The following is a 17,944-nucleotide window of genomic DNA, read 5'->3' as shown; positions in this document are numbered from 1 at the left end:
GAACGATCAACGATCCGAGGGGGATCACCTTGCGTGTGAACGCAGTTCTCGTTGCCGCGGCCCTGGCCGTCGGCGTGCTCGCGACGCCCGCTTCGGCGGACGTGCTGCCCGACCGGGCCCAGGCCGTCTCGCTGCTGGAGACCGGCGGGCCCGGCGTCGCGAAGGCCGCCGAAACGGCGTTGCTCGGCTCGCCCGCCGACCTGACCGCCTTCCTGACCACCGGCCAGTACCGGGCCAAGGACGATGACGACCGGATCCTGGTCGACCAGGCCCTGTCGACCGGCGGCCCCGCCACCCGGCGCGCCGCCCAGCAGGCGCTCGACGGCACCACCGCCGACATCCGCGAGTTCCTCGCCACCGGACTGCCCCGGGCCCGGGAGGCCGACGACCGGATCACGGTCAACCAGGCCATGGCGGCCGGCGGCCCGACCGTGAAGGCCCGCGCCCAGCGGGCGCTCGACGGCACGCCCGCCGACGTCCGCGCGTTCCTGGACCACGGCCTGCAGCAGGCGAAGGACATCGACGACCGGATCACGGTCAACCAGGCCATGGCGGCCGGCGGCCCCGAGGTGCAGGCCGCCGCGCAGACCGCCCTCGACGGCGACCCGGCCGACGTCCGGTACTTCCTGGCCGTCTGGAAGCAGGTCGCCGCCAACGGCGACACCGAGGTCACCGCGGTCCAGGCCCAGGTCGACGCCGCGAAGGCGGCCGCGGCCCGGCACGACGCCGCCGGCGTCCGGGCCGCGGCGGACCAGGCCGCGAAGCTCGCTTCGGACGCGCGGAAGGCGAACACCGACCGGCTCGCCGCCCAGCAGGCCGAGAACCAGCAGGACGGCCAGGCCGCGGCGGGCGCCGAGGCGACCGCGCTGCAGCAGGCCAAGGAGGCCGCGGCCCGGGCCGCGCAGGCCAAGACCGACAACGACAAGCTGCTGGCCGACGCGGCCGACCCGGCGCTGACGGTGCCCAACGGCCGTCGCGCGTCGGTCTACCTGCTGCGCAACGGGGGTGCCGCGGTCAAGGCCGCCGCCCGCGCCGCGCTCGGCGGTTCGGACGACGACGTCGTCACCTTCGTGCGCAGCGGGCTCGCCGCCGCGCAGGAGACCGACGACCGCGCCGCCGTCGCGGCGATCGCCGCCGACCCGAAGGCCCGCCCGGGCCTGCGGCAGGCCGCCCGCGACGCACTCGCGGGCCCGTACGCCGGGGTCGCCGCGCTGCTGCGCACCGGGGACTACCCGGGCCGCGACGCCGACGACCGGGTCGAGGTCAACCAGATCCTGGCGGCCGGCGGACCGTCGACGAAGGCGGCGGCCCAGCGGGCGCTCGACGGCAGCGTCGCCGACGTCCGTGAGTTCCTGGCGCACGGCCAGTACTCCGCGCGCCTGATCGACGTGCGGGTGAAGGTGACCCAGACGCTGTCGAACGGTCCCGAGGTCAACGCCGTCGCGCAGGGTGTGCTCGACGGCCCGGACTCGGGCCTGCAGGCCTACCTCGACGGCGAACTGGGCAGGGCGCGGGCGCGCGACGCCTTCACCGCCCAGCACGTCGCCAAGGTGAACGCCCTGGTCGCCGAGGCGAACGCCCTGCGCTGACCCGCACGGGGAAGGTTGTCGGACGTGCCCGGTACCCTCGCGACGTGGCTCTCGCGCTGTACCGCAAGTACCGTCCGGCAACCTTCGCCGAGGTCGTCGGGCAGGAGCATGTGACCGAACCCCTCCGCACGGCGTTGGCCGCCGGGCGGATCAACCACGCCTACCTCTTCTCCGGCCCGCGCGGCTGCGGGAAGACGTCGAGCGCGCGCATCATGGCGCGCTCGCTGAACTGCGTGAAGGGGCCGACACCGGACCCGTGCGGCGAATGCAACTCGTGCAAGGCGCTCGCGCCGGAGGGCTCCGGCAGCGTCGACGTCACGGAGCTCGACGCGGCCAGCCACGGTGGTGTCGACGACGCCCGTGAGCTGCGCGACAAGGCGTTCTACGCGCCCGCGGAGTCGCGCTACCGCGTGTTCATCATCGACGAGGCGCACATGGTCACCACGCAGGGCTTCAACGCCCTGCTGAAGATCGTGGAAGAGCCGCCGGAACACGTCATCTTCATCTTCGCGACCACCGAGCCGGACAAGGTGCTCACCACCATCCGCTCGCGGACGCACCACTACCCGTTCCGGCTGATCCCGCCGGGTGCGATGCGCACGCTGCTGGAGAGCAACGTCGCGTCCGAGGGCGTCGAGGTCGAGCCGGCGGTGTACCCGCTGGTCATCCGGGCCGGCGGCGGTTCGGCGCGTGACACGCAGTCGGTGCTCGACCAGCTGCTCGCCGGCGCCGGGCCCGAGGGTGTCAGCTACAGCCGCGCGGTCGCGCTGCTGGGCGTCACCGACGTCGCGCTGATCGACGACATGGTCGACGCGCTCTCGACCGAGGACGCCGGCACGGTGTTCGGCACGGTCGAGAAGCTCACCGAGGCCGGGCACGACCCGCGCCGGTTCGCGACCGACCTGCTCGACCGGCTGCGCGACCTGGTGCTGCTGCGCGCGGTGCCGGAGTCCGCGGGCGGGCTCGTGGCGGCGCCCGAAGAAGAACTTTCGCGGATGGTCGGCCAGGCCGAACGCCTCGGCCTCGGCACGCTCTCGCGCTACGCCGACATCGTCCACAACGGACTCCTGGAGATGCGCGGCGCGACGTCGCCCCGGCTCGTGCTCGAGCTGCTGTGCGCGCGGATGCTGCTGCCGTCGGTCACCGAGGCGGAAAAGGCGCTGCTGGCCCGGATCGAGCGGCTGGAACGCCGCGCGACGGTCGCCGGTGGCGGCGGCGCACCCGCCGAGGGCGGTGTCGAGCCGCCGGTGCGCGCGGCGCCGGAGAAGGAGTTCTCACGGCCTTCGCAGCGTCCGGCGTCGGCGGGACCGGCGCCCGTCGCGGTGCCGGAGCCGCCCGCGGCCGAACCGACCCCGCCGGCTCGTCCCGCTCCCGCCGAACCGCCCGCGGCCAAGCCCGCGGAGGGTGGCTGGGGCACGCCTCGCACGCCGGGCGGCGGGACACCCGCGCAGCCGGCCGCCGCCGCTGCCCCCGCCGCGCCTGCCGCCGACACCAGCGGCTGGGGTGCGACCCGGACGCCGGGTGGCGACGCGCCCGCCCCGGCCGCCGAGCCCGAGCCGGCCGCCGCGTCCGCCGCACCGGCGGAGTCCGGTGCGCTGGACGCCGCCGGGATCCGGAACATCTGGCCGCAGCTGATGACGTCGTTGCGCAAGTTCACCGGCGGCCGCAGCCTCGAGGCGATGCTCACGCAGGCGACGGTGGCGACCGTCGAGGGCAACTCGCTGACGCTGACCCACAAGTCCGAGCCGCTGGCCCGCCGGCTCTCCGACCAGGACAACGCCCGCAAGATCGCCGGCGCCCTGACCGACGTCCTCGGCGGCGAGTGGCAGGTCCGCTGCGTCCACGGCAACGCCCCGGCGGCGGCCCCCGCGGCCCGCGCGCAGCAGGCGGCGCCCGCGCCGAAGCAGTCGTTCACCCGCCAGTCGGCGGCCGCTCCGGCGGCGCCCGCGGCTCCGGCCCAGCCCGCCCGGCCCGCCCCCGCGGCTCCGGCCCCGCCGGCGCGCCCGAGGGTCACGACGACCGAGCCGGACATCCCGCTGCCCCCGGAACCCTCCGGCGAGGACGACGAGGACCTCTACAACGAGGACGCCAGCCCGGCCCCGCCGCCACCCCCGCCGCCGCCGGACCAGGACCCGGACGAGCTGGCCCGCAAGCTCATCTCGGACCACCTCGGCGCCCGCCCGCTGGACTGACCGAGGTCCGGGTACCGGCGTCAGGAAGCCCAGGGGCCGATGCCGGTGACCCGGTCCGCCGTGATGCGGACGATCACCGCGGTCGGCGAGTTCTGGTTGCCCAGCAGGTACTTCGGCACGCCCAGGTAGCGCTGGGCCTGGCGGTCCATCAGCGCCGTGAACTCGTCGGCGATGTCCGGGCCGACGATCGACGCCGTGCCGCGGACCAGCAGGTACTGCGGCAGGCCACGGGAGTCGTGGCCGTCGTGGTCCTCGATCAGGACCGTCACGCGCGGGTCGTTGCGGATGTTGCGCACCTTGGGACGGCGGCCTTCCATGCCCATCACGATCTCGTCGCCCTCGCGGCTGGCCCAGACCATCGACGTCTGCGGCGAGCCGTCCGGGTTGATCGTGGTCAGCACGGCGTTGAAGGGCCGCTCGAACAGCCGGTGCGCGCTTTCGGGAAGTTCCATGGCCTCGAGCCTAGGAACCCGACAGGTACCGCCGGGTACCTTTCGCCCGGCCGGGCGGCTCAGCCGGCCAGGTAGGCCTCGATCGCGGCGGTGATCGACGCCGCGAACTGCTGGCGTCCTTCCGCGCTGCTCATCCGGGCCGCTTCGGCCGCGTTGCGCATGTTCCCGCACTCGACGAGCGCGATCGGCCGCGTCGAGAGGTTCAGGCCGCCGAGGTCCGCGCGCGCCGAAAGGCCGTTGCCGCCGATGTAGTTCGACGTGCTGAAGCCGCCCGTGCGCAGGGTGTCGCGCAACGTCTGCGCCAGCCGGGTCGACGGCGCGCCCTGCGCGGCGTTCAGCGGCGGCGACGAGTAGGCGACGTGGAAGCCGTTCGCGCCGGGCGAGTTGGAGCCGTCGGCGTGGATCGAGACGACGGCGTCGGCGTTCGCGTCGTTGCCGATCGCGGCCCGCTTGTCGACGCACGGGCCGACGCCGGTGTCGTTCTGCCGCGTGTAGACGACGCGGATCCCCTTGGCCGCCAGCGCGTTCCCGACCCGCTGGGCGACGTCCCAGGTGAACGCGTGCTCGGGGTAACCGGCGTTCGTCGACGTCCCGGTGGTGTTGCACGGCTTGGTCTGCCCGCGCCCCGCGGGCACGAGCCGGTTGATCTCCGCGGCGTGCGAGCCGTTGCCGCCGTTGTGCCCCGGGTCCAGCACGACGACCTTCCCGGCGGCGACCGGCGGAGCGGCCGCCGAAGACGGCGGTGCGGGAGGCGCGACCGACGACGGCGAAGGCGTGACGGTCGCCGGGGTCGGCGTGACCGTCCGGGTGACGACGGGAGCGGGCGCGGGAGCCGCCGGGGTGTCTTCTTCGCAGCCGGTGAGCAGCAGGGCACCGGCCAGCAGGAGGGGAGCAATCGCGCGTCGCACGGCGACCACGGTGCCACACCCCGGGCCCGCCCGTGGCGCGACTACCCTGGTGGTGACACAGGCGTGCAGAGAGGACCGAGTGCGATCATGGTGCAACCCGGCGGCGGTTTCGACATCTCCCAGCTGATGCAGCAGGCCCAGCAGATGCAGCAGAAGCTCGTCGAGGCCCAGGAGGAGCTCGCCAACACCGAGGTCAGCGGCAGTGCCGGCGGCGGGCTGGTCACCGCGACCGTGTCCGGCGACAGCCAGCTGAAGAGCCTCCAGATCGACCCGAAGGTCGTCGACCCGGACGACGTCGAGACGCTGTCCGACCTGATCGTGGCGGCGGTCCGCGACGCGTCGGCGAGCGCGCAGAAGCTCACCGAGCAGAAGCTCGGCCCGCTGGCCGGCGGCCTTGGCGGCGGTGGCGGCATGCCGGACCTCGGCGCCCTCGGCTTCGGCGGCTGACGAACTTGTACGAAGGTGTCGTCCAGGACCTGATCGACGAGCTCGGGCGGCTGCCCGGGGTCGGGCCGAAGAGCGCCCAGCGGATCGCGTTCCACCTGCTGGCCACCGACCCGGCCGACATCGGGCGGCTGCAGGACGTGCTCGGCAAGGTCAAGGAGGGCGTGCAGTTCTGCGAGGTCTGCGGCAACGTCTCCGAGCAGCAGAAGTGCCGCATCTGCCGCGACGAGCGGCGCGACCTCACGGTCATCTGCGTCGTCGAGGAGCCGAAGGACGTCCTGGCGGTCGAGCGCACGCGCGAGTTCAAGGGCCGCTACCACGTGCTGGGCGGCGCGCTCGACCCGTTGTCCGGGATCGGGCCGGAGCAGCTGCGGATGCGCGAGCTGCTCAAGCGCATCGGCGAGGCGGACATCAGCGAGATCATCATCGCGACGGACCCCAACACCGAGGGCGAAGCGACGGCGACGTACCTGGTCCGCATGCTGCGCGACTTCCCGGGGTTGAGCGTGACGAGGCTGGCATCGGGCCTCCCGATGGGCGGTGACCTGGAGTTCGCGGACGAACTGACCCTGGGCCGCGCGCTCTCGGGCCGCCGGGTGCTCTGACGGGTCCACGCGAGATCTGGGGGAACGATTCGGGTGAAGACAGTCGTGGTTCCTGAGACGCCGGTCGAGCGCCGGCTGCCCGCGCCCGTGTGGTGGGTGGTGCTGTCCGGAACGCTGCTGCTGGTCGCCTTCGCGGGCTACACGGTGTGGGCCGGGGTCTGGACGGCGACGGGTGTCTACCTCGAGGACTTCCGGTCCTACGTCGCGACGGGCGCGGCGGTGCGCGCCGGGATGCCCCTGTACGAACCGGGGGTCTCGCACCTGCCGACGATCGGCGGCACGTTCAAGTACACCCCGTTCGCGGCCGGGGTGTTCGTCCCGTTGACCGTGCTGCCGAAGCTGTTGCTGCCGTTGTTCGCCGTGCTGGTGAACCTGTTCTCGTTGCTGGCCGTGGTCTGGGTGTCACTGGGGCAGCTCGGGTACGCGCGAGACCACGGCAGGGTGGCTGCGACGGCGGCGTTGGCGGCGCTCGCCCTGCCGATGCAACCGGTGCTGATCAACTTCACGACGGGCCAGGTGAACCTGGTCCTGCTCCTGCTGGTGGTGCTGGACCTGACCGGCCGGAACCGCTGGTGGACCGGCGCCGGCGTGGGACTGGCGGCCGGGATCAAGCTCACACCGGCGATCTTCGTGGTGTATCTGCTGGTGACCCGCCGTTTCCGAGCGGCGGGGATGGCGGTGGCGACGTTCGGTGCGACCGTTCTGGCGGGTTTCGCAGTCCTTCCGCACGACTCGGCGATGTTCTGGTCGGCGAACCTGGCGGATCCCTCGCGCATCACGGGTGACAACGACGCGATGTCCCCGCAGAACCAGTCGATCCGCGGTGCCCTCGCCCGTCTGCTGTCCGTCCCGGACGTCCCGGGCCGGATCTGGATCCCCGTGGCCGCGGTGGTTGCACTGGCGGCCCTGTGGATCGCCGTGCGGGCGCACCGCCGGAACCGCGAACTGCTGGCGCTGAGCGTGGTGGGCGCGCTGATGGTCCTCGTGACCCCGTGGACGTGGACGCACTACTGGGTGTGGTTCATCCCGTTCTTCGTGATGGCGGCCTGCGGGGCACTGCGCTCCCGCACCTGGTGGCCGGCCCTGCTGGTGGTCTTGGCCTACCTGCTCCTGTTCCCCTGGAAGGTGGGCACGGGCCGCGCGGATGTTCCGGTGGTCGGTCTGGTGATCCTTCCGGAAAACCACTCGCCCTTGACGCTGGCCCTGGCCCACGCGCTTTACGTGGTGTTGGCCCTGGTGCTGCTGGTGCTGGCGGCCTTGCGTCCGGCCTGGCTCGACGGTGGTAAAGAAACGATGGCGGAATTGACCGGCCGAAATTCTGCGGAAGCAGAACAACTGCGCCGAATGCGCGATTGACAACCGTCACGAATGTCCTCCACGGAATTCGGGTACGGATGCCGCCGAATCGACCCGTAGTCGAAATGTGATGTGTGTCACCGACTTGTGCGGTAAAAAGTTCTCCGCTTCTCGCGATGTGCCCGAAGGGCGGAATGCGCTTCGCGAAACGATGAGGGGGAACTCTGGTGGATCGCTCACGGATGGCCGGGAGATCGGCGATCGGCGGTGTGCTGCTGGTGACCGGACTGCTCGCCGCCGTTCCGGCGTCGGCGGTGTCGCACAGCTCGGCCGCCGCCGACGGAACCTACGGCTTCACGGCCAAACTCAGCATGGACGGGCGGGCCTGCAGCGGCGTGCTAGTCGCGCCGGACTGGGTCGCCACGGCCGCCAGTTGCTTCCCGGAGAACCCGCAGGGCGGCGCGCCGGTGAAGGCGACCACGGCCGTCGTCGGGCGGACCGACCTCACCGGGTCCGCCGGCCACGCCGTCGGGGTCACCGGCCTGGTGCTCGCCGCCGGGCGTGACCTCGCACTGGCCCGGCTCGCCGCCCCGATCACCGACGTCACCCCGATTGCGCTGTCGGCCACCGCGCCCGCGGCGGGCGAAAAGCTGCGGGTCGCCGGGTTCGGGCGCACCGACACCGAGTGGGTGCCCGACAAGCTGCACAGCGCGGTCTTCACCGCCGGGGCGAACACGGCCACCACGGCGAGCCTCACCGGGGACGCCGGCGCGGACACCTGCCGCGGTGACGCCGGCGGCCCGGCGTTCCGCGAGGTCTCCGGCCGCGCCGAGCTGGTCGGGGTCAGCAGCGCCTCCTGGCAGCACGGCTGCTTCGGCGAGACCGAAACCAGGCAGGGGAGCACCGCGGCCCGGACCGACGACGTCGTCGCCTGGATCCGGCAGACGGTGCTCGCGCCCACGGCGAAGGGCATCGGCCACACGATCGTCGTGAGCTGGAACGGGTTGCCGTCGGCGGACAACGCCGCCTACTCCGTCTACGGTTCGACAACCGCGGACGTCCCGGTCGACGCGGCCCACCTGCTCACCACGACGTCGTCGCTGTCGTACACCCAGTCGCAGCTGCCGGCGAAGCAGACGCGGTACTACCGGGTCGTCGCCATCCCGGCGTCCGGCCCGGCCAGCGCGCCGACGGCGGTCGTCTCGGCGGTGACGCCGTTGTCCAAGGGCACCGACTTCACCGGTGACGGCCTGGAAGACGTCGGCGCGGTGTACGACTTCAAGAACGCGCGTGTCGGGCTCTACGTCTGGCCCTCGCTCGGCCCGGGGTCGGTCGAATCCCCGGTCCTGGGCGCCCCCGCGCTCAAGTGGGACAGCGGGAACGGCTCGGTGAACGCCAACCAGGCGCGCTGGCTGACCGGTGACTTCAACGGTGACGGCCGCAGCGACTTCGCGATGGTCTACGACTACCTCAACAACAGTTCGACCATCTGGCTCTGGTACGCCAACGCCACCGGTGGGTTCGACCCGCAGGGCGTCAAGTGGGACAGCTCGAACTTCTCGCCGAGCAAGGCGCGCTTCGTGGCCGGCGACTTCGACGGCGACGGCCGGACGGACATCGGCGCGGCCTACGACAACGGGAACGCGAGCATGTCGTTTCTGACCTGGCACGCCACGGCGAGCGGGATCGACGCCCCGGTGACCCAGTGGACCACCGGCACCGGCGTCTGGGGCCTCGCCCAGTCGACGTGGGTCGCGGGCGACTTCACCGGTGACGGCCGTGCCGACCTGGCGTCCTTCTACGACTACCGCAACAACACGACGAACCTGTTCCTCTGGACCGCCAACGCGGCCGGCAAGTTCGACGACAAGGGCGTGAAGTGGAACGGCTCGAGCTTCACCACGGCCAAGGCGCGCTTCGTGACCGGCGACTTCGACGGTGACGGCCGCGTCGACATCGGCGCGGCGTACGACAACGGCAACGCCGACACCTCGTTCTCGACGTGGCACGCGACGGGCGACGGCTTCGACGCCCCGGTCGTCAAGTGGTCCAGCGGCGCCGGGAACTGGTCGTGGGCCAAGTCGCAGTGGACCGCGCCGGACATCGACGGTGACGGCCGGGCGGACGTGATCGCCGGCTACGACTACGGGAACTCGAACACCAACCTGTTCTACTGGCACACGGCCCAGAACGGCGCCCTCGAGGACCGCGGCGTCAAGTGGTCCAGCGGCGGCACGTTCAGCGCCGGCCAGGCGGTGTTCCTCTAACCGGCGTCGAAGCGGCGCAGGTCGTACAGGTCCATCAGCCTGATCACCTTGTTCGCGTACTCCGGGTCGGTGGCGTACTTCCGCGCCACCGCCCGGATGAACGCGTCGGGGTCGGTGCGCACCGGCAGCGCCGCCGCGTAGTTCGGCGAAGTCGTCAGCAGCCGGCCGTAGTCACGGAACGAGTCGTCGACGGACGCGTACGAGCGGAAGAACGCGTCCACCGGGTGGCACGGCGCCGGAACGCACTCCGACGTCTGGTAGCGCGCGCACCGCAGCGCGATCGGGCCCGGGCTCGTCGGCCGGACGCACTTGAAGCCGAAGTAGTTCAGCTCGGCCGTTGACAGTCTGCTGCGGCCCCAGTTCGACTCCAGGATCGACTGCGCCACCGTGACCGACGCCGGGATGTCGTACGCGGCGCGGATCCGCAGGGCGATCGGGCCCGCGGCGTCGACGTACGCCTGCTGGTAGCCCGCGTTCAGCGCGTCCGCGCGGACCGAGCCCTGGTCGATCGGCGGGACGAGCAGCAGGGCCGCCGCGAGTCCGAAGTGGATCATGGCGGCAAAGCTGCCCGATCCCCGCGGCCGCGGCGACCCGCGTCACCCCAAAGAGAAGCGTCAGCAGTAGCCGAGCTGCGCCAGGGAGTCCACGATGATCTCGGACGGGTGGTACTTGTCCATCCAGGACTCGCCGCGGCGGTTCTGGTACGTGTCGAGGAAGTTCTGCAGCTTGTCGCCGCGCATTTCGGTGAGCACGACGGTCTCGCCGAGGTGCTGCGGCGTCTCGGTGCGCTCGCGGTGCACCGCGCACGGCAGGCCGAGGTAGTAGCACTCCGCAGAGAGGCCACCCGAGTCGGTGACGACGTACTCGGCGCGCGCGACCAGCGGCAGGAACTTCAGGTACCGCATCTTCGGCTGCGCGATGAACTTGTCGTCGAACAGGTTGTCCAGGCCCAGCGAGCGGATCTTCTCGCGCTCGGGCGCGCCGGCCATGTAGAGGATCGGCATCTGGCGGCTCTGCTCGCGCAGGATCTCCAGCGCCTCGCGGTACTTGTCCGCGCGCGAGACCAGCTCGAAGCGGTGCAGCGTGGCCAGGCCGAACTTCTCCGGCAGGTTCGGCATGTCCAGCGGCTGGTTGATGGCCAGGCGCATCGCGTCGATCGCGGTGTTCGCCTCGGTGTCGACGACGACGCCGCGGGCGTTGCGCAGGTTGTTGACCTCGCGGATGCTCGGCGCGAAGTGCATGTCGACGATCTTCGCCGCGATCTTGCGGTTCAGCTCCTCGGGCAGCGGCGACAGGATGCTGCCCGACCGCGCGCCCGCCTCGACGTGGCCCACCCGCGACTTCAGGATCCGCTTGCCGATCAGCGCGCCGTACGGCGTGGTGAACGTGTCGCCGTGCACCAGCACCAGCGGCGGGCGGCCGTCCTCGTTGAGGGCGGCGCGCAGCTCGTGACGGCGGCTCCAGGCGGTGCGCATGACCTGCGCGGCCCAGCCCGGCACCTGCGACGGCGACTCCAGGTTGTGCGCCTTCTCCTCCGGCACCAGCCAGACGTCGGGCGCCGGCATGTCCAGGTCGGCCAGCACGTCGGCCACCTCGTCGACGTGCTGCGCGGTGAACCAGATCTTGGGCCGCATCCCGCGCTCGCGGATCCCGTGGTAGACGGGCGCGATCTTGATCAGTTCCGCGGTGGTGCCGAGAATGAAGGAAATCACCGTGAAGGCCCATTTCTGGTCGGGTGCGGTGGCGCAAGGATACTGGCCGACCCACCGCCGGGACCGCCGGGTAGCCTCGGCCCGGTGAGTGCGAACCCGCTCCTCCCCTCGCTCAGCGTCGTGATCCCGGTCTACAACGAGCAGGACTGGATCGAACGCAGTGTCGGCGCGCTGCTCGCCTCGGCCGAGGCGGCGAACTGGCCGATCGAGGTCGTCGTCGTGGACGACGGCAGCACGGACGCCACGCCGTCCCGGCTCGACGAGCTGCGCGAACGCCACGGCATCACCGTGCTCAGCCAGGCCAACGGCGGCCGGTTCGAGGCCCGCAGCGCGGGCATCGCGAAGTCGTCCGGCGAGTGGATCGCGCTGCTCGACAGCCGCGTGATCCTCGACGAGCCGACCCTGACGTTCCTGCGCGACCAGCTCGTGGACCACCCCGAGCGCGCGGTCTGGAACGGGCACATCAACGTCGCTTCCGAGCACAACCCGTACGCGGGTTTCATGGCCGGCCTGGTCAAGGTCCCGTGGCGCAAGTACTGCGCGAATCCGCGGTTGATGTCCTACGGCATCGAGGAGTTCGACGTCTACCCGAAGGGGACGACCTTCTTCTGCGCCCCCCGGGCCCTCCTCGAAGGCTCGGTCACGGCGTTCGCGTCGCTGTTCGACGACATCCGCTTCGCCAGCGACGACACCCGCATGCTGCGCTGGATCGCCGAGCGCGAGCGGATCTGGCTGGCCCCCGAGCTGTCCGCGACCTACAACGGGCGCGACTCCTTCAAGAAGTTCTCGCAGCAGGCCTACTTCCGCGGCACGACCTACGTGGACTCCTACATCGCCTCGCCCGGCCCGGCCCGCAACGCGCTGTTCGGCGCGCTCGCCGTCGGCGTCCTGGGGCTCGTCTTCGCCGCGAAGAAGCCGAAGACGACCCTGGCGGCCGGGGTGCTCGGCGCCGTCGCGGCCGGCGAGGTCGTGAAGAAGTGCGGCGCAACCGGGCCGGAGGCCCGCGCGGTCACCAAGCTGCTGCCGGTGTTCGCCGGCGGCTTCGGCGCCGGAGTCCTGCGCGGCCTCGCGATGGCCGTGCGGACCCGGCTCCGGCGCCGATGAGCACCGAGGTGGAGACACCGGCCGCGGCCCGCAGCGGCCGCACGACCGCGGGCAGCCTCGGCGGCTCGCTGATCGTGTCGATCGGCCTCGGCTACGTCCTCACCGTCGCCTGCCAGCGACTGCTGCCGCCGCAGGAATACGCGATCTTCGTGACGTTCTGGGGCCTGGTGATGGGCCTCGGCAGCACGCTCTCGCCGCTGGAGCAGGAGCTCTCCCGCCAGTCGGCGGTCGCCGCGCTCACCGGCGGCAGGGCGGGCCGCCCGGCGCTGCGCGCGGTGGCGGTCGGCGTGCTGGTCGCGGCCCTTTTTTCGCTCGCCCTGCTGATCCCGCCGGTCAACGAAAAGCTCTTCCACGGCGACTGGTCGCTGGCCCTGATCGTGCTGGCCGGCGGCGTCGCGTTCGCCTGCCAGTTCGGCACCCGCGGGCTGCTGATCGGGCAGCACAAGGTGAAAGCGTTTTCGCTGCTCGTGGTGGCCGAACCGGCGATCCGGGCGCTCGTCCTGGGCGTCCTGTTCGTCTCGGTCGCCTACAACATCGTCTCGCTGGCCATCGCGGTCGCCGCGGGGTCGTTCGCCTGGCTGCTGTTCGCCCGGCCGGCCCGGCGGCTGCTCGACCCGCACGTCGAGGGTGACGGCTGGGGCGTCACCTCCCGCCGGATGGGCATGCTGCTGGTCGGCGCGGCCCTGACGGCGGCGGTCATCACCGGTTACCCGGCCCTGGTCGGCCTGCTGGCCCCGGGCGGGGACGGCGACCGCGTCGGCGCCCTGTTCGCCGCGCTGGTCATCGCCCGGCTGCCGCTGACGCTGATCGGGCCGGTGCAGTCGCTGGCCGTCCCGTTCGTCGTGCGGCTCTCGGTCACCGCCGAAGGCCGCCACAAGCTGCGCCGCGTGCTCGCGCTCGGCGCGGCCGCGTCCCTGGTCCTCGCCGCGCTCGGCGCCCTGGTCGGGATGTGGCTCGGCCCGTGGGCGGTGCGGTTCATCAGCGGCCCCCGGTACGACATCGACGGCTGGTCGGTCGCGGGGCTCGTGTGGTCGTCGGTGCTGCTGGTGCCGATGCAGCTGCTCACGGCCGTGCTCGTGGCCCGGACCCAGGCCAAGCTCGTGCTGGTCACCTGGGCCGTGGTCACCGGCACGGCGTCCCTGCTGCTGGTGCTCCTGCCCGGCGACACCGTGTTCCGCGCGGTCGTCGCGCTGGCGGCCGCCCCGACCCTCGGCCTGGCCGTCGTGCTCGCCTTCGTCCTGCGCCGCGCACCCGAATCGGCGGCCGTGACAACCTCGGACACCGATGAAACGTCTTCATAGCCGCCCAGTAAGGTGCGCTTCGGGCTCGCCGGTGGGGACGGGAAACGGCGTGCGATGCCGTTGAGGTTTGGACAGCGAATTCGATGAACGTTCTACTCGTTTTGCTCGCGTTCTGGCTGCCGGGTCTGGTGTTCGGCGCGGCGATCCAGCTCCGGGGCTGGACGCTGGCCGCCGCCGCGCCGATGCTGACGTTCGGCCTGGTCGCGCTCGGCATCCCGGTCCTGGGCCGGTTCGGCATCCGCTGGACGATGCTCAACGTCGCGCTGTGGACGCTGGTGCTGTCCGCGGCCGGGTTCGGGCTGGCCTTCGCCGTGACCCGGTTGACGCGCCGCCGCCACCCCGACTGGGAAGAGCCGGAGCGGCTGGCGCGCACCGTCCGCGACCACGTGCTGATCGGCCTCGGCGTCGCCGCCGGCATGGGCATCGGCACCGTGACGGTCCTGCGCGGCTTCCGGAACATCGACAACGTCCAGCAGGGCTGGGACGCGCCGTTCCACGCCAACCTGGTGCGCTGGATCGCCGAGCACGGCGACGCGCGCCCGTCGACCGTCGGCACGATCGCGAACCTGCCGAACGAGACGCACTACTTCTACCCGGACACCTACCACGCGCTGCTCGCCCTGGTCTTCGGCAAGGGCGGCCTGACGATCATGCCGACGCTGAACCTCGCGGCGCTCGCGGTGGTCCTCACCGTGCCGCTCGGCGTCGCCGCGATGTGCCACGCCTGGCGGATGCCGGCGATCGGCGTGGCCGCGGCCGCCACGGTGTCGGCGTGCTTCACGGTGTTCCCCTACGACTCGCTGTGGCGCGGCCCGCTGTGGCCGTTCGTCGCCGGCGTCGCGCTGATCCCGGCCATGCTGGCGGTGGCGCGCCACCTGCTGGAGCCGCGGTCGATCGCTGGGCCGGTCGCGATCGGCGTCGGCACCGCGGGGCTGGCCGGCCTGCACACGAGCGTCGTGTTCGTCGTCATCGTGTACTTCCTGCTGATCCTGCTCGCGGTGGTGTTCCGCTTCGAGAAGATCACCTGGCGGCGGTCGCTGCCGTCGCTGGTCGCGAGCGTCGTGCTGGCGGCCGCGTTCGGCATCCCGGTCGTGCTGCCGTCGCTGTACAACGCGGGTGGCGTGACGAGCGCCTTCTGGGCGTCCGAGGCCACGGTGTCCGGCGCGTTCGGCGAGACGATCACGTTCTCGCCGATGGCCGCGTTCCCGCAGTGGTGGATCGGCATCCCGGCCATCATCGGCGTGTTCCTGCTGGTCAAGCACCGCCGGATGCTGTGGATGGTCGGCGCGTACGTCGTGCTGGGCGCGTTGTTCGCCGCGACGGTGTCGATGGAGAGCAACCTGATCCACACGCTGAGCAGCCCGTTCTACAACGACCACTGGCGCATCGCGGCCCTGGTGCCGCTGGCCGGCTGCGTGGCGTTCGGCGAGTTCGTGAACACCGCGTCGGGCTGGTTCGCCGAGAAGGTCGCCCCCCGGCTGCCGAACCTCAAGCCGGCGACGCTCACCCTGGTCGGCGTCGTCGTGCTGGCCCTGGTGGTCGGCGGGCTGAGCCGGGGCGGCTACATCGGCCGCAACGCCGCCCGCCTGCAGCTCAACTACAGCGGCGGCCCGTCGGTCAGCAAGGACGAGGAGACCGCGTTCGCCTGGCTCGCGCAGCACACCGCGCCGGGCGAGCGGGTCCTGAACGACAAGGCCGACGGCTCGGTCTGGATGTACGCACTGGCCGGCGTGATGCCGACGCAGTGGAACTTCTACGGCGCCGAGCTGAACACGGACGCGGGCTACCTGAGCGTCTACGCCAACGAGGTCGAGAAGTACCCGGAAGTGCGCCGTCTGCTCACCAACCTGAAGGTGCGCTACGCCTTCGTCGGGGACGGGAAGGTCACCAAGACGACCCCCAACGACGTCGGCCTCCTGGGCCTGGACAAGAGCCCCGGGTTCAAGCTGGTCTACCACAACGCCGGGGCCTCGATCTACGAGATCGAGGGGCAGCAGGGCGTCGTCGCTTCCGGGGCCGCGCCTGGGTCTCCGGCCGGTAACGGGCAGTGAAAGGCTAAAGTGATCGCGTGTCCGTGACCCCCGTGACCCACCGCCGGGTACTGATCGTGATGCCCGCGCTGAACGAGCAGGCGAGCGTCGCTTCGGTCATCGAGCAGGTGAAGAAGGCACTCCCGGGCGGCGACCTGCTGGTCGTCGACGACGGTTCGGTCGACGACACCGCCCGCCTGGCCCGCGCTGCCGGCGCCGAAGTGGCCCGGCTCGCCGTGAACCTCGGGGTCGGCGGGGCCATGCGCACCGGCTTCCGGTACGCCGCCGCCCGCGGCTACGACGTCGTCGTGCAGGTGGACGCGGACGGCCAGCACGACCCCGACGAGCTCGAGGCCCTCCTGCGCGGCCTGGACGACGCGGACATCGTGATCGGCTCCCGGTTCGCCGGCAAGGGCTCCTACAAGGCCAGCGGCCCGCGCAAGTACGCCATGGTCGCGCTGTCGCTGGTGTTCTCGCGGCTGGCCAAGACCAAGCTCACCGATGTGACGTCGGGGTTCAAGGCGATGGGCCCGCGGGCGATCCGGCTGTTCGCCGGCTACTACCCGGCCGAATACCTCGGTGACACGGTGGAGTCGCTGGTCATGGCCATCCGGGCCGAGCTGGCCATCAAGGAGATCCCGGTCGTCATGCGCGAACGTGCGGGCGGCACCCCCAGTCACTCACCCGTCAAGTCCGCCGTCTACCTCGGCCGGGCCGGGCTCGCGCTGCTGCTGGCGCTGGTGCGCCGCCGCCCCGCGGTCGACTCGTCCGACTCGGCATAAGGAGCTTGCGAAGATGGCCGGTTGGCGCATCCTCAGCATCGTCATCGCCTGCTTGGTGCTGTTCGTCGTCATCGAGATGATGCGGCGCCGCAAGCTCCGCGAGAAGTACGCGGGCGTGTGGCTGGTCGTCGCCGTCGGCGTGGTGGTGCTGGCCGTGATCCCGTCGGCCGCGCAGTTCCTGGCCAACCTGAGCGGGGTCGAGACCCCGTCGAACTTCGTCTTCCTCCTCGCCGGTGTGGTGCTGGCGCTGGTGTCGCTGCACCTGTCCACCGAGGTCGGTCACCTCGAGGAGGAAGTGCGCACCTCGGTCGAGGAGATCGCGTTGCTGCGCTGCGAGCTCGAGGACGCCAAGCGCGAGCTGGCGCGCCGGATCGCCGACCTGGAAGCGAAGACGGCGGCCCCGGACGACGTCAAAGGACTGCCCGAGGTCGAGCGCGTCAGCAAGTGACGGCTTGATCGACGCGCTGCTGGCCGCGCCCGCGCGGCTCGGCGGGGTCCGGCTCCTGGCCGTCGACGGCCCGTCGGGGGCCGGGAAGTCCACTCTGGCCGCGGAAGTCGCCGCCGGACTGCGTTCCCGCGGCTGTCACACGGCCCTCGTGAGCACCGACGCCTTCGCGACGTGGGACGACCCGGTCGGGTGGTGGCCGCGGCTCGTCGAGGGCGTCCTGAAGCCGCTCGCGGACGGCGTCGACGGCGCTTATCGGCGAATGGACTGGTCCACCGGGGTCCCGCAGCCGGGGGAACTCGTCCGGGTGACGAAGCCGGACGTCCTGGTGCTGGAAGGGGTTTCGAGCGGCCGGGCTTCGGTCCGGCCCCTGCTTTCCCACCTGTGCTGGATCTCCGGCGGTACGGAGGCCGAGCGGCTGGCCCGGTCCGTGGCCCGCGACGGCGAGGCCTCGAGGGCGGAACTGGGCCGCTGGCAACGGTTCGAGCGCGGCTGGTTCGCCGTGGACGGCACCCCCGAGGCCGCCGGGACCCGACTTTCGTAGGGAACGGATCGGTCACTCAGCGTGGCCGAGGGGGCCCGGATCGATCAAGCGACCCGGAAGCAGTCACCACGGGTGGTCTAACGGTGGTACCGCCATCTGAGTCATGGATCCGGCACCCGGTGCAGCCAGAGCCCACAAATGGTCACATTCTGTCGTGATTTACGGACACATTGCGGTCAAATCGGCGCCCACGTAGCGCGATCGTAACCTCACGTGCTTAAGTGCGAGCCGAGTTCCCGCTAGTGTCGGCGAGCACACCGATCGTCCGGCGTG

General features: G+C 71.8%; 16 protein-coding genes. 12 read left to right on the top strand and 4 right to left on the bottom strand.

What is annotated here, in order from left to right:
• Positions 1-35 precede the first annotated feature (35 nt).
• Both VA596_RS07490 and VA596_RS07485 read left to right on the top strand, forming a co-directional pair.
• Positions 36-1,589 carry an ALF repeat-containing protein gene (locus tag VA596_RS07490; protein ID WP_323324582.1) on the top strand — a complete coding sequence of 518 codons (1,554 nt, stop codon included), beginning with the start codon at positions 36-38 and terminating at the stop codon, positions 1,587-1,589.
• A gap of 44 nt (positions 1,590-1,633) precedes the next feature.
• Positions 1,634-3,781, top strand: coding sequence for a DNA polymerase III subunit gamma and tau (locus VA596_RS07485; protein WP_323324581.1), 2,148 nt, complete (start codon positions 1,634-1,636; stop codon positions 3,779-3,781).
• A gap of 20 nt (positions 3,782-3,801) precedes the next feature.
• On the opposite strand, the gene VA596_RS07480 is transcribed toward VA596_RS07485, so the two are convergent.
• Positions 3,802-4,233, bottom strand: coding sequence for a TIGR03618 family F420-dependent PPOX class oxidoreductase (locus VA596_RS07480; RefSeq protein WP_323324580.1), 432 nt, complete (start codon positions 4,231-4,233; stop codon positions 3,802-3,804).
• A gap of 59 nt (positions 4,234-4,292) precedes the next feature.
• A complete protein-coding gene (locus tag VA596_RS07475) occupies positions 4,293-5,141 on the bottom strand; it encodes an N-acetylmuramoyl-L-alanine amidase (RefSeq protein WP_410171847.1) in 849 nt (282 codons plus the stop codon).
• A gap of 87 nt (positions 5,142-5,228) precedes the next feature.
• On the opposite strand from VA596_RS07475, the gene VA596_RS07470 reads away from it, so the two are divergent.
• The 4 genes from VA596_RS07470 to VA596_RS07455 all read left to right on the top strand — a co-directional run bounded on the left by VA596_RS07470 (position 5,229) and on the right by VA596_RS07455 (position 9,753).
• A complete protein-coding gene (locus VA596_RS07470; protein ID WP_323324578.1) occupies positions 5,229-5,588 on the top strand; it encodes a YbaB/EbfC family nucleoid-associated protein in 360 nt (119 codons plus the stop codon).
• Positions 5,589-5,593: 5 nt separating this feature from the next.
• Entirely contained in the window at positions 5,594-6,190 is a 597-nt protein-coding gene (gene recR, locus VA596_RS07465; protein ID WP_323324577.1) for a recombination mediator RecR, read from the top strand.
• A 33-nt stretch (positions 6,191-6,223) separates the two neighbouring features.
• A complete protein-coding gene (locus VA596_RS07460; RefSeq protein WP_323324576.1) occupies positions 6,224-7,546 on the top strand; it encodes a glycosyltransferase 87 family protein in 1,323 nt (440 codons plus the stop codon).
• Positions 7,547-7,728: 182 nt separating this feature from the next.
• Positions 7,729-9,753 (top strand): FG-GAP-like repeat-containing protein, encoded by a 2,025-nt coding sequence (locus tag VA596_RS07455; protein WP_323324575.1) that lies wholly within the window; start codon positions 7,729-7,731, stop codon positions 9,751-9,753.
• Here the strand turns inward: VA596_RS07455 and VA596_RS07450 are convergent.
• Positions 9,750-10,307 (bottom strand): glucosaminidase domain-containing protein, encoded by a 558-nt coding sequence (locus VA596_RS07450; RefSeq protein WP_323324574.1) that lies wholly within the window; start codon positions 10,305-10,307, stop codon positions 9,750-9,752. The two genes, VA596_RS07455 and VA596_RS07450, sit on opposite strands and share 4 nt — an antisense overlap.
• A 60-nt stretch (positions 10,308-10,367) precedes the next feature.
• A complete protein-coding gene (locus VA596_RS07445; protein WP_323324573.1) occupies positions 10,368-11,465 on the bottom strand; it encodes a UDP-N-acetyl glucosamine 2-epimerase in 1,098 nt (365 codons plus the stop codon).
• 84 nt (positions 11,466-11,549) lie between these two features.
• Between VA596_RS07445 and VA596_RS07440 the strand changes: the two genes are divergently transcribed.
• The 6 genes from VA596_RS07440 to VA596_RS07415 all read left to right on the top strand — a co-directional run bounded on the left by VA596_RS07440 (position 11,550) and on the right by VA596_RS07415 (position 17,671).
• Positions 11,550-12,569, top strand: a complete 1,020-nt coding sequence (locus VA596_RS07440) for a glycosyltransferase family 2 protein (RefSeq protein WP_323324572.1) — start codon at positions 11,550-11,552, stop codon at positions 12,567-12,569.
• Positions 12,566-13,870: a hypothetical protein gene (locus VA596_RS07435; RefSeq protein ID WP_323324571.1), complete on the top strand. Its 1,305-nt coding sequence runs from the start codon at positions 12,566-12,568 to the stop codon at positions 13,868-13,870. The genes VA596_RS07440 and VA596_RS07435 overlap by 4 nt, the downstream gene beginning before the upstream one ends.
• A gap of 83 nt (positions 13,871-13,953) precedes the next feature.
• Positions 13,954-15,921 (top strand): DUF6541 family protein, encoded by a 1,968-nt coding sequence (locus tag VA596_RS07430; protein ID WP_323324570.1) that lies wholly within the window; start codon positions 13,954-13,956, stop codon positions 15,919-15,921.
• Between the two features lie 59 nt (positions 15,922-15,980).
• Positions 15,981-16,682 (top strand): glycosyltransferase family 2 protein, encoded by a 702-nt coding sequence (locus VA596_RS07425; RefSeq protein WP_410171869.1) that lies wholly within the window; start codon positions 15,981-15,983, stop codon positions 16,680-16,682.
• Between the two features lie 13 nt (positions 16,683-16,695).
• On the top strand, positions 16,696-17,130 hold the full coding sequence (locus VA596_RS07420) for a DUF2304 domain-containing protein (protein WP_323324568.1): 435 nt from the start codon (positions 16,696-16,698) through the stop codon (positions 17,128-17,130).
• 4 nt (positions 17,131-17,134) lie between these two features.
• On the top strand, positions 17,135-17,671 hold the full coding sequence (locus tag VA596_RS07415) for a uridine kinase family protein (protein ID WP_323324567.1): 537 nt from the start codon (positions 17,135-17,137) through the stop codon (positions 17,669-17,671).
• Positions 17,672-17,944: the final 273 nt, after the last annotated feature.

The sequence above is a fragment of the Amycolatopsis heterodermiae genome (genome assembly GCF_034929455.1).
Taxonomy (GTDB): domain Bacteria; phylum Actinomycetota; class Actinomycetes; order Mycobacteriales; family Pseudonocardiaceae; genus Amycolatopsis; species Amycolatopsis heterodermiae.
This window is presented reverse-complemented; position numbering and strand designations above follow the sequence as displayed.

What these genes read in the sequence shown, in the direction of transcription:
- VA596_RS07430 (WP_323324570.1), top strand. Translation starts at nt 13,954, where the DNA reads ATGAACGTTCTACTCGTTTTGCTCGCGTTCTGGCTGCCGGGTCTGGTG.
- VA596_RS07435 (WP_323324571.1), top strand. Translation starts at nt 12,566, where the DNA reads ATGAGCACCGAGGTGGAGACACCGGCCGCGGCCCGCAGCGGCCGCACG.
- VA596_RS07425 (WP_410171869.1), top strand. Translation starts at nt 15,981, where the DNA reads ATGCCCGCGCTGAACGAGCAGGCGAGCGTCGCTTCGGTCATCGAGCAG.
- VA596_RS07480 (WP_323324580.1), bottom strand. Translation starts at nt 4,233, where the DNA reads ATGGAACTTCCCGAAAGCGCGCACCGGCTGTTCGAGCGGCCCTTCAAC.
- VA596_RS07450 (WP_323324574.1), bottom strand. Translation starts at nt 10,307, where the DNA reads ATGATCCACTTCGGACTCGCGGCGGCCCTGCTGCTCGTCCCGCCGATC.
- VA596_RS07420 (WP_323324568.1), top strand. Translation starts at nt 16,696, where the DNA reads ATGGCCGGTTGGCGCATCCTCAGCATCGTCATCGCCTGCTTGGTGCTG.
- VA596_RS07470 (WP_323324578.1), top strand. Translation starts at nt 5,229, where the DNA reads ATGGTGCAACCCGGCGGCGGTTTCGACATCTCCCAGCTGATGCAGCAG.
- VA596_RS07455 (WP_323324575.1), top strand. Translation starts at nt 7,729, where the DNA reads ATGGCCGGGAGATCGGCGATCGGCGGTGTGCTGCTGGTGACCGGACTG.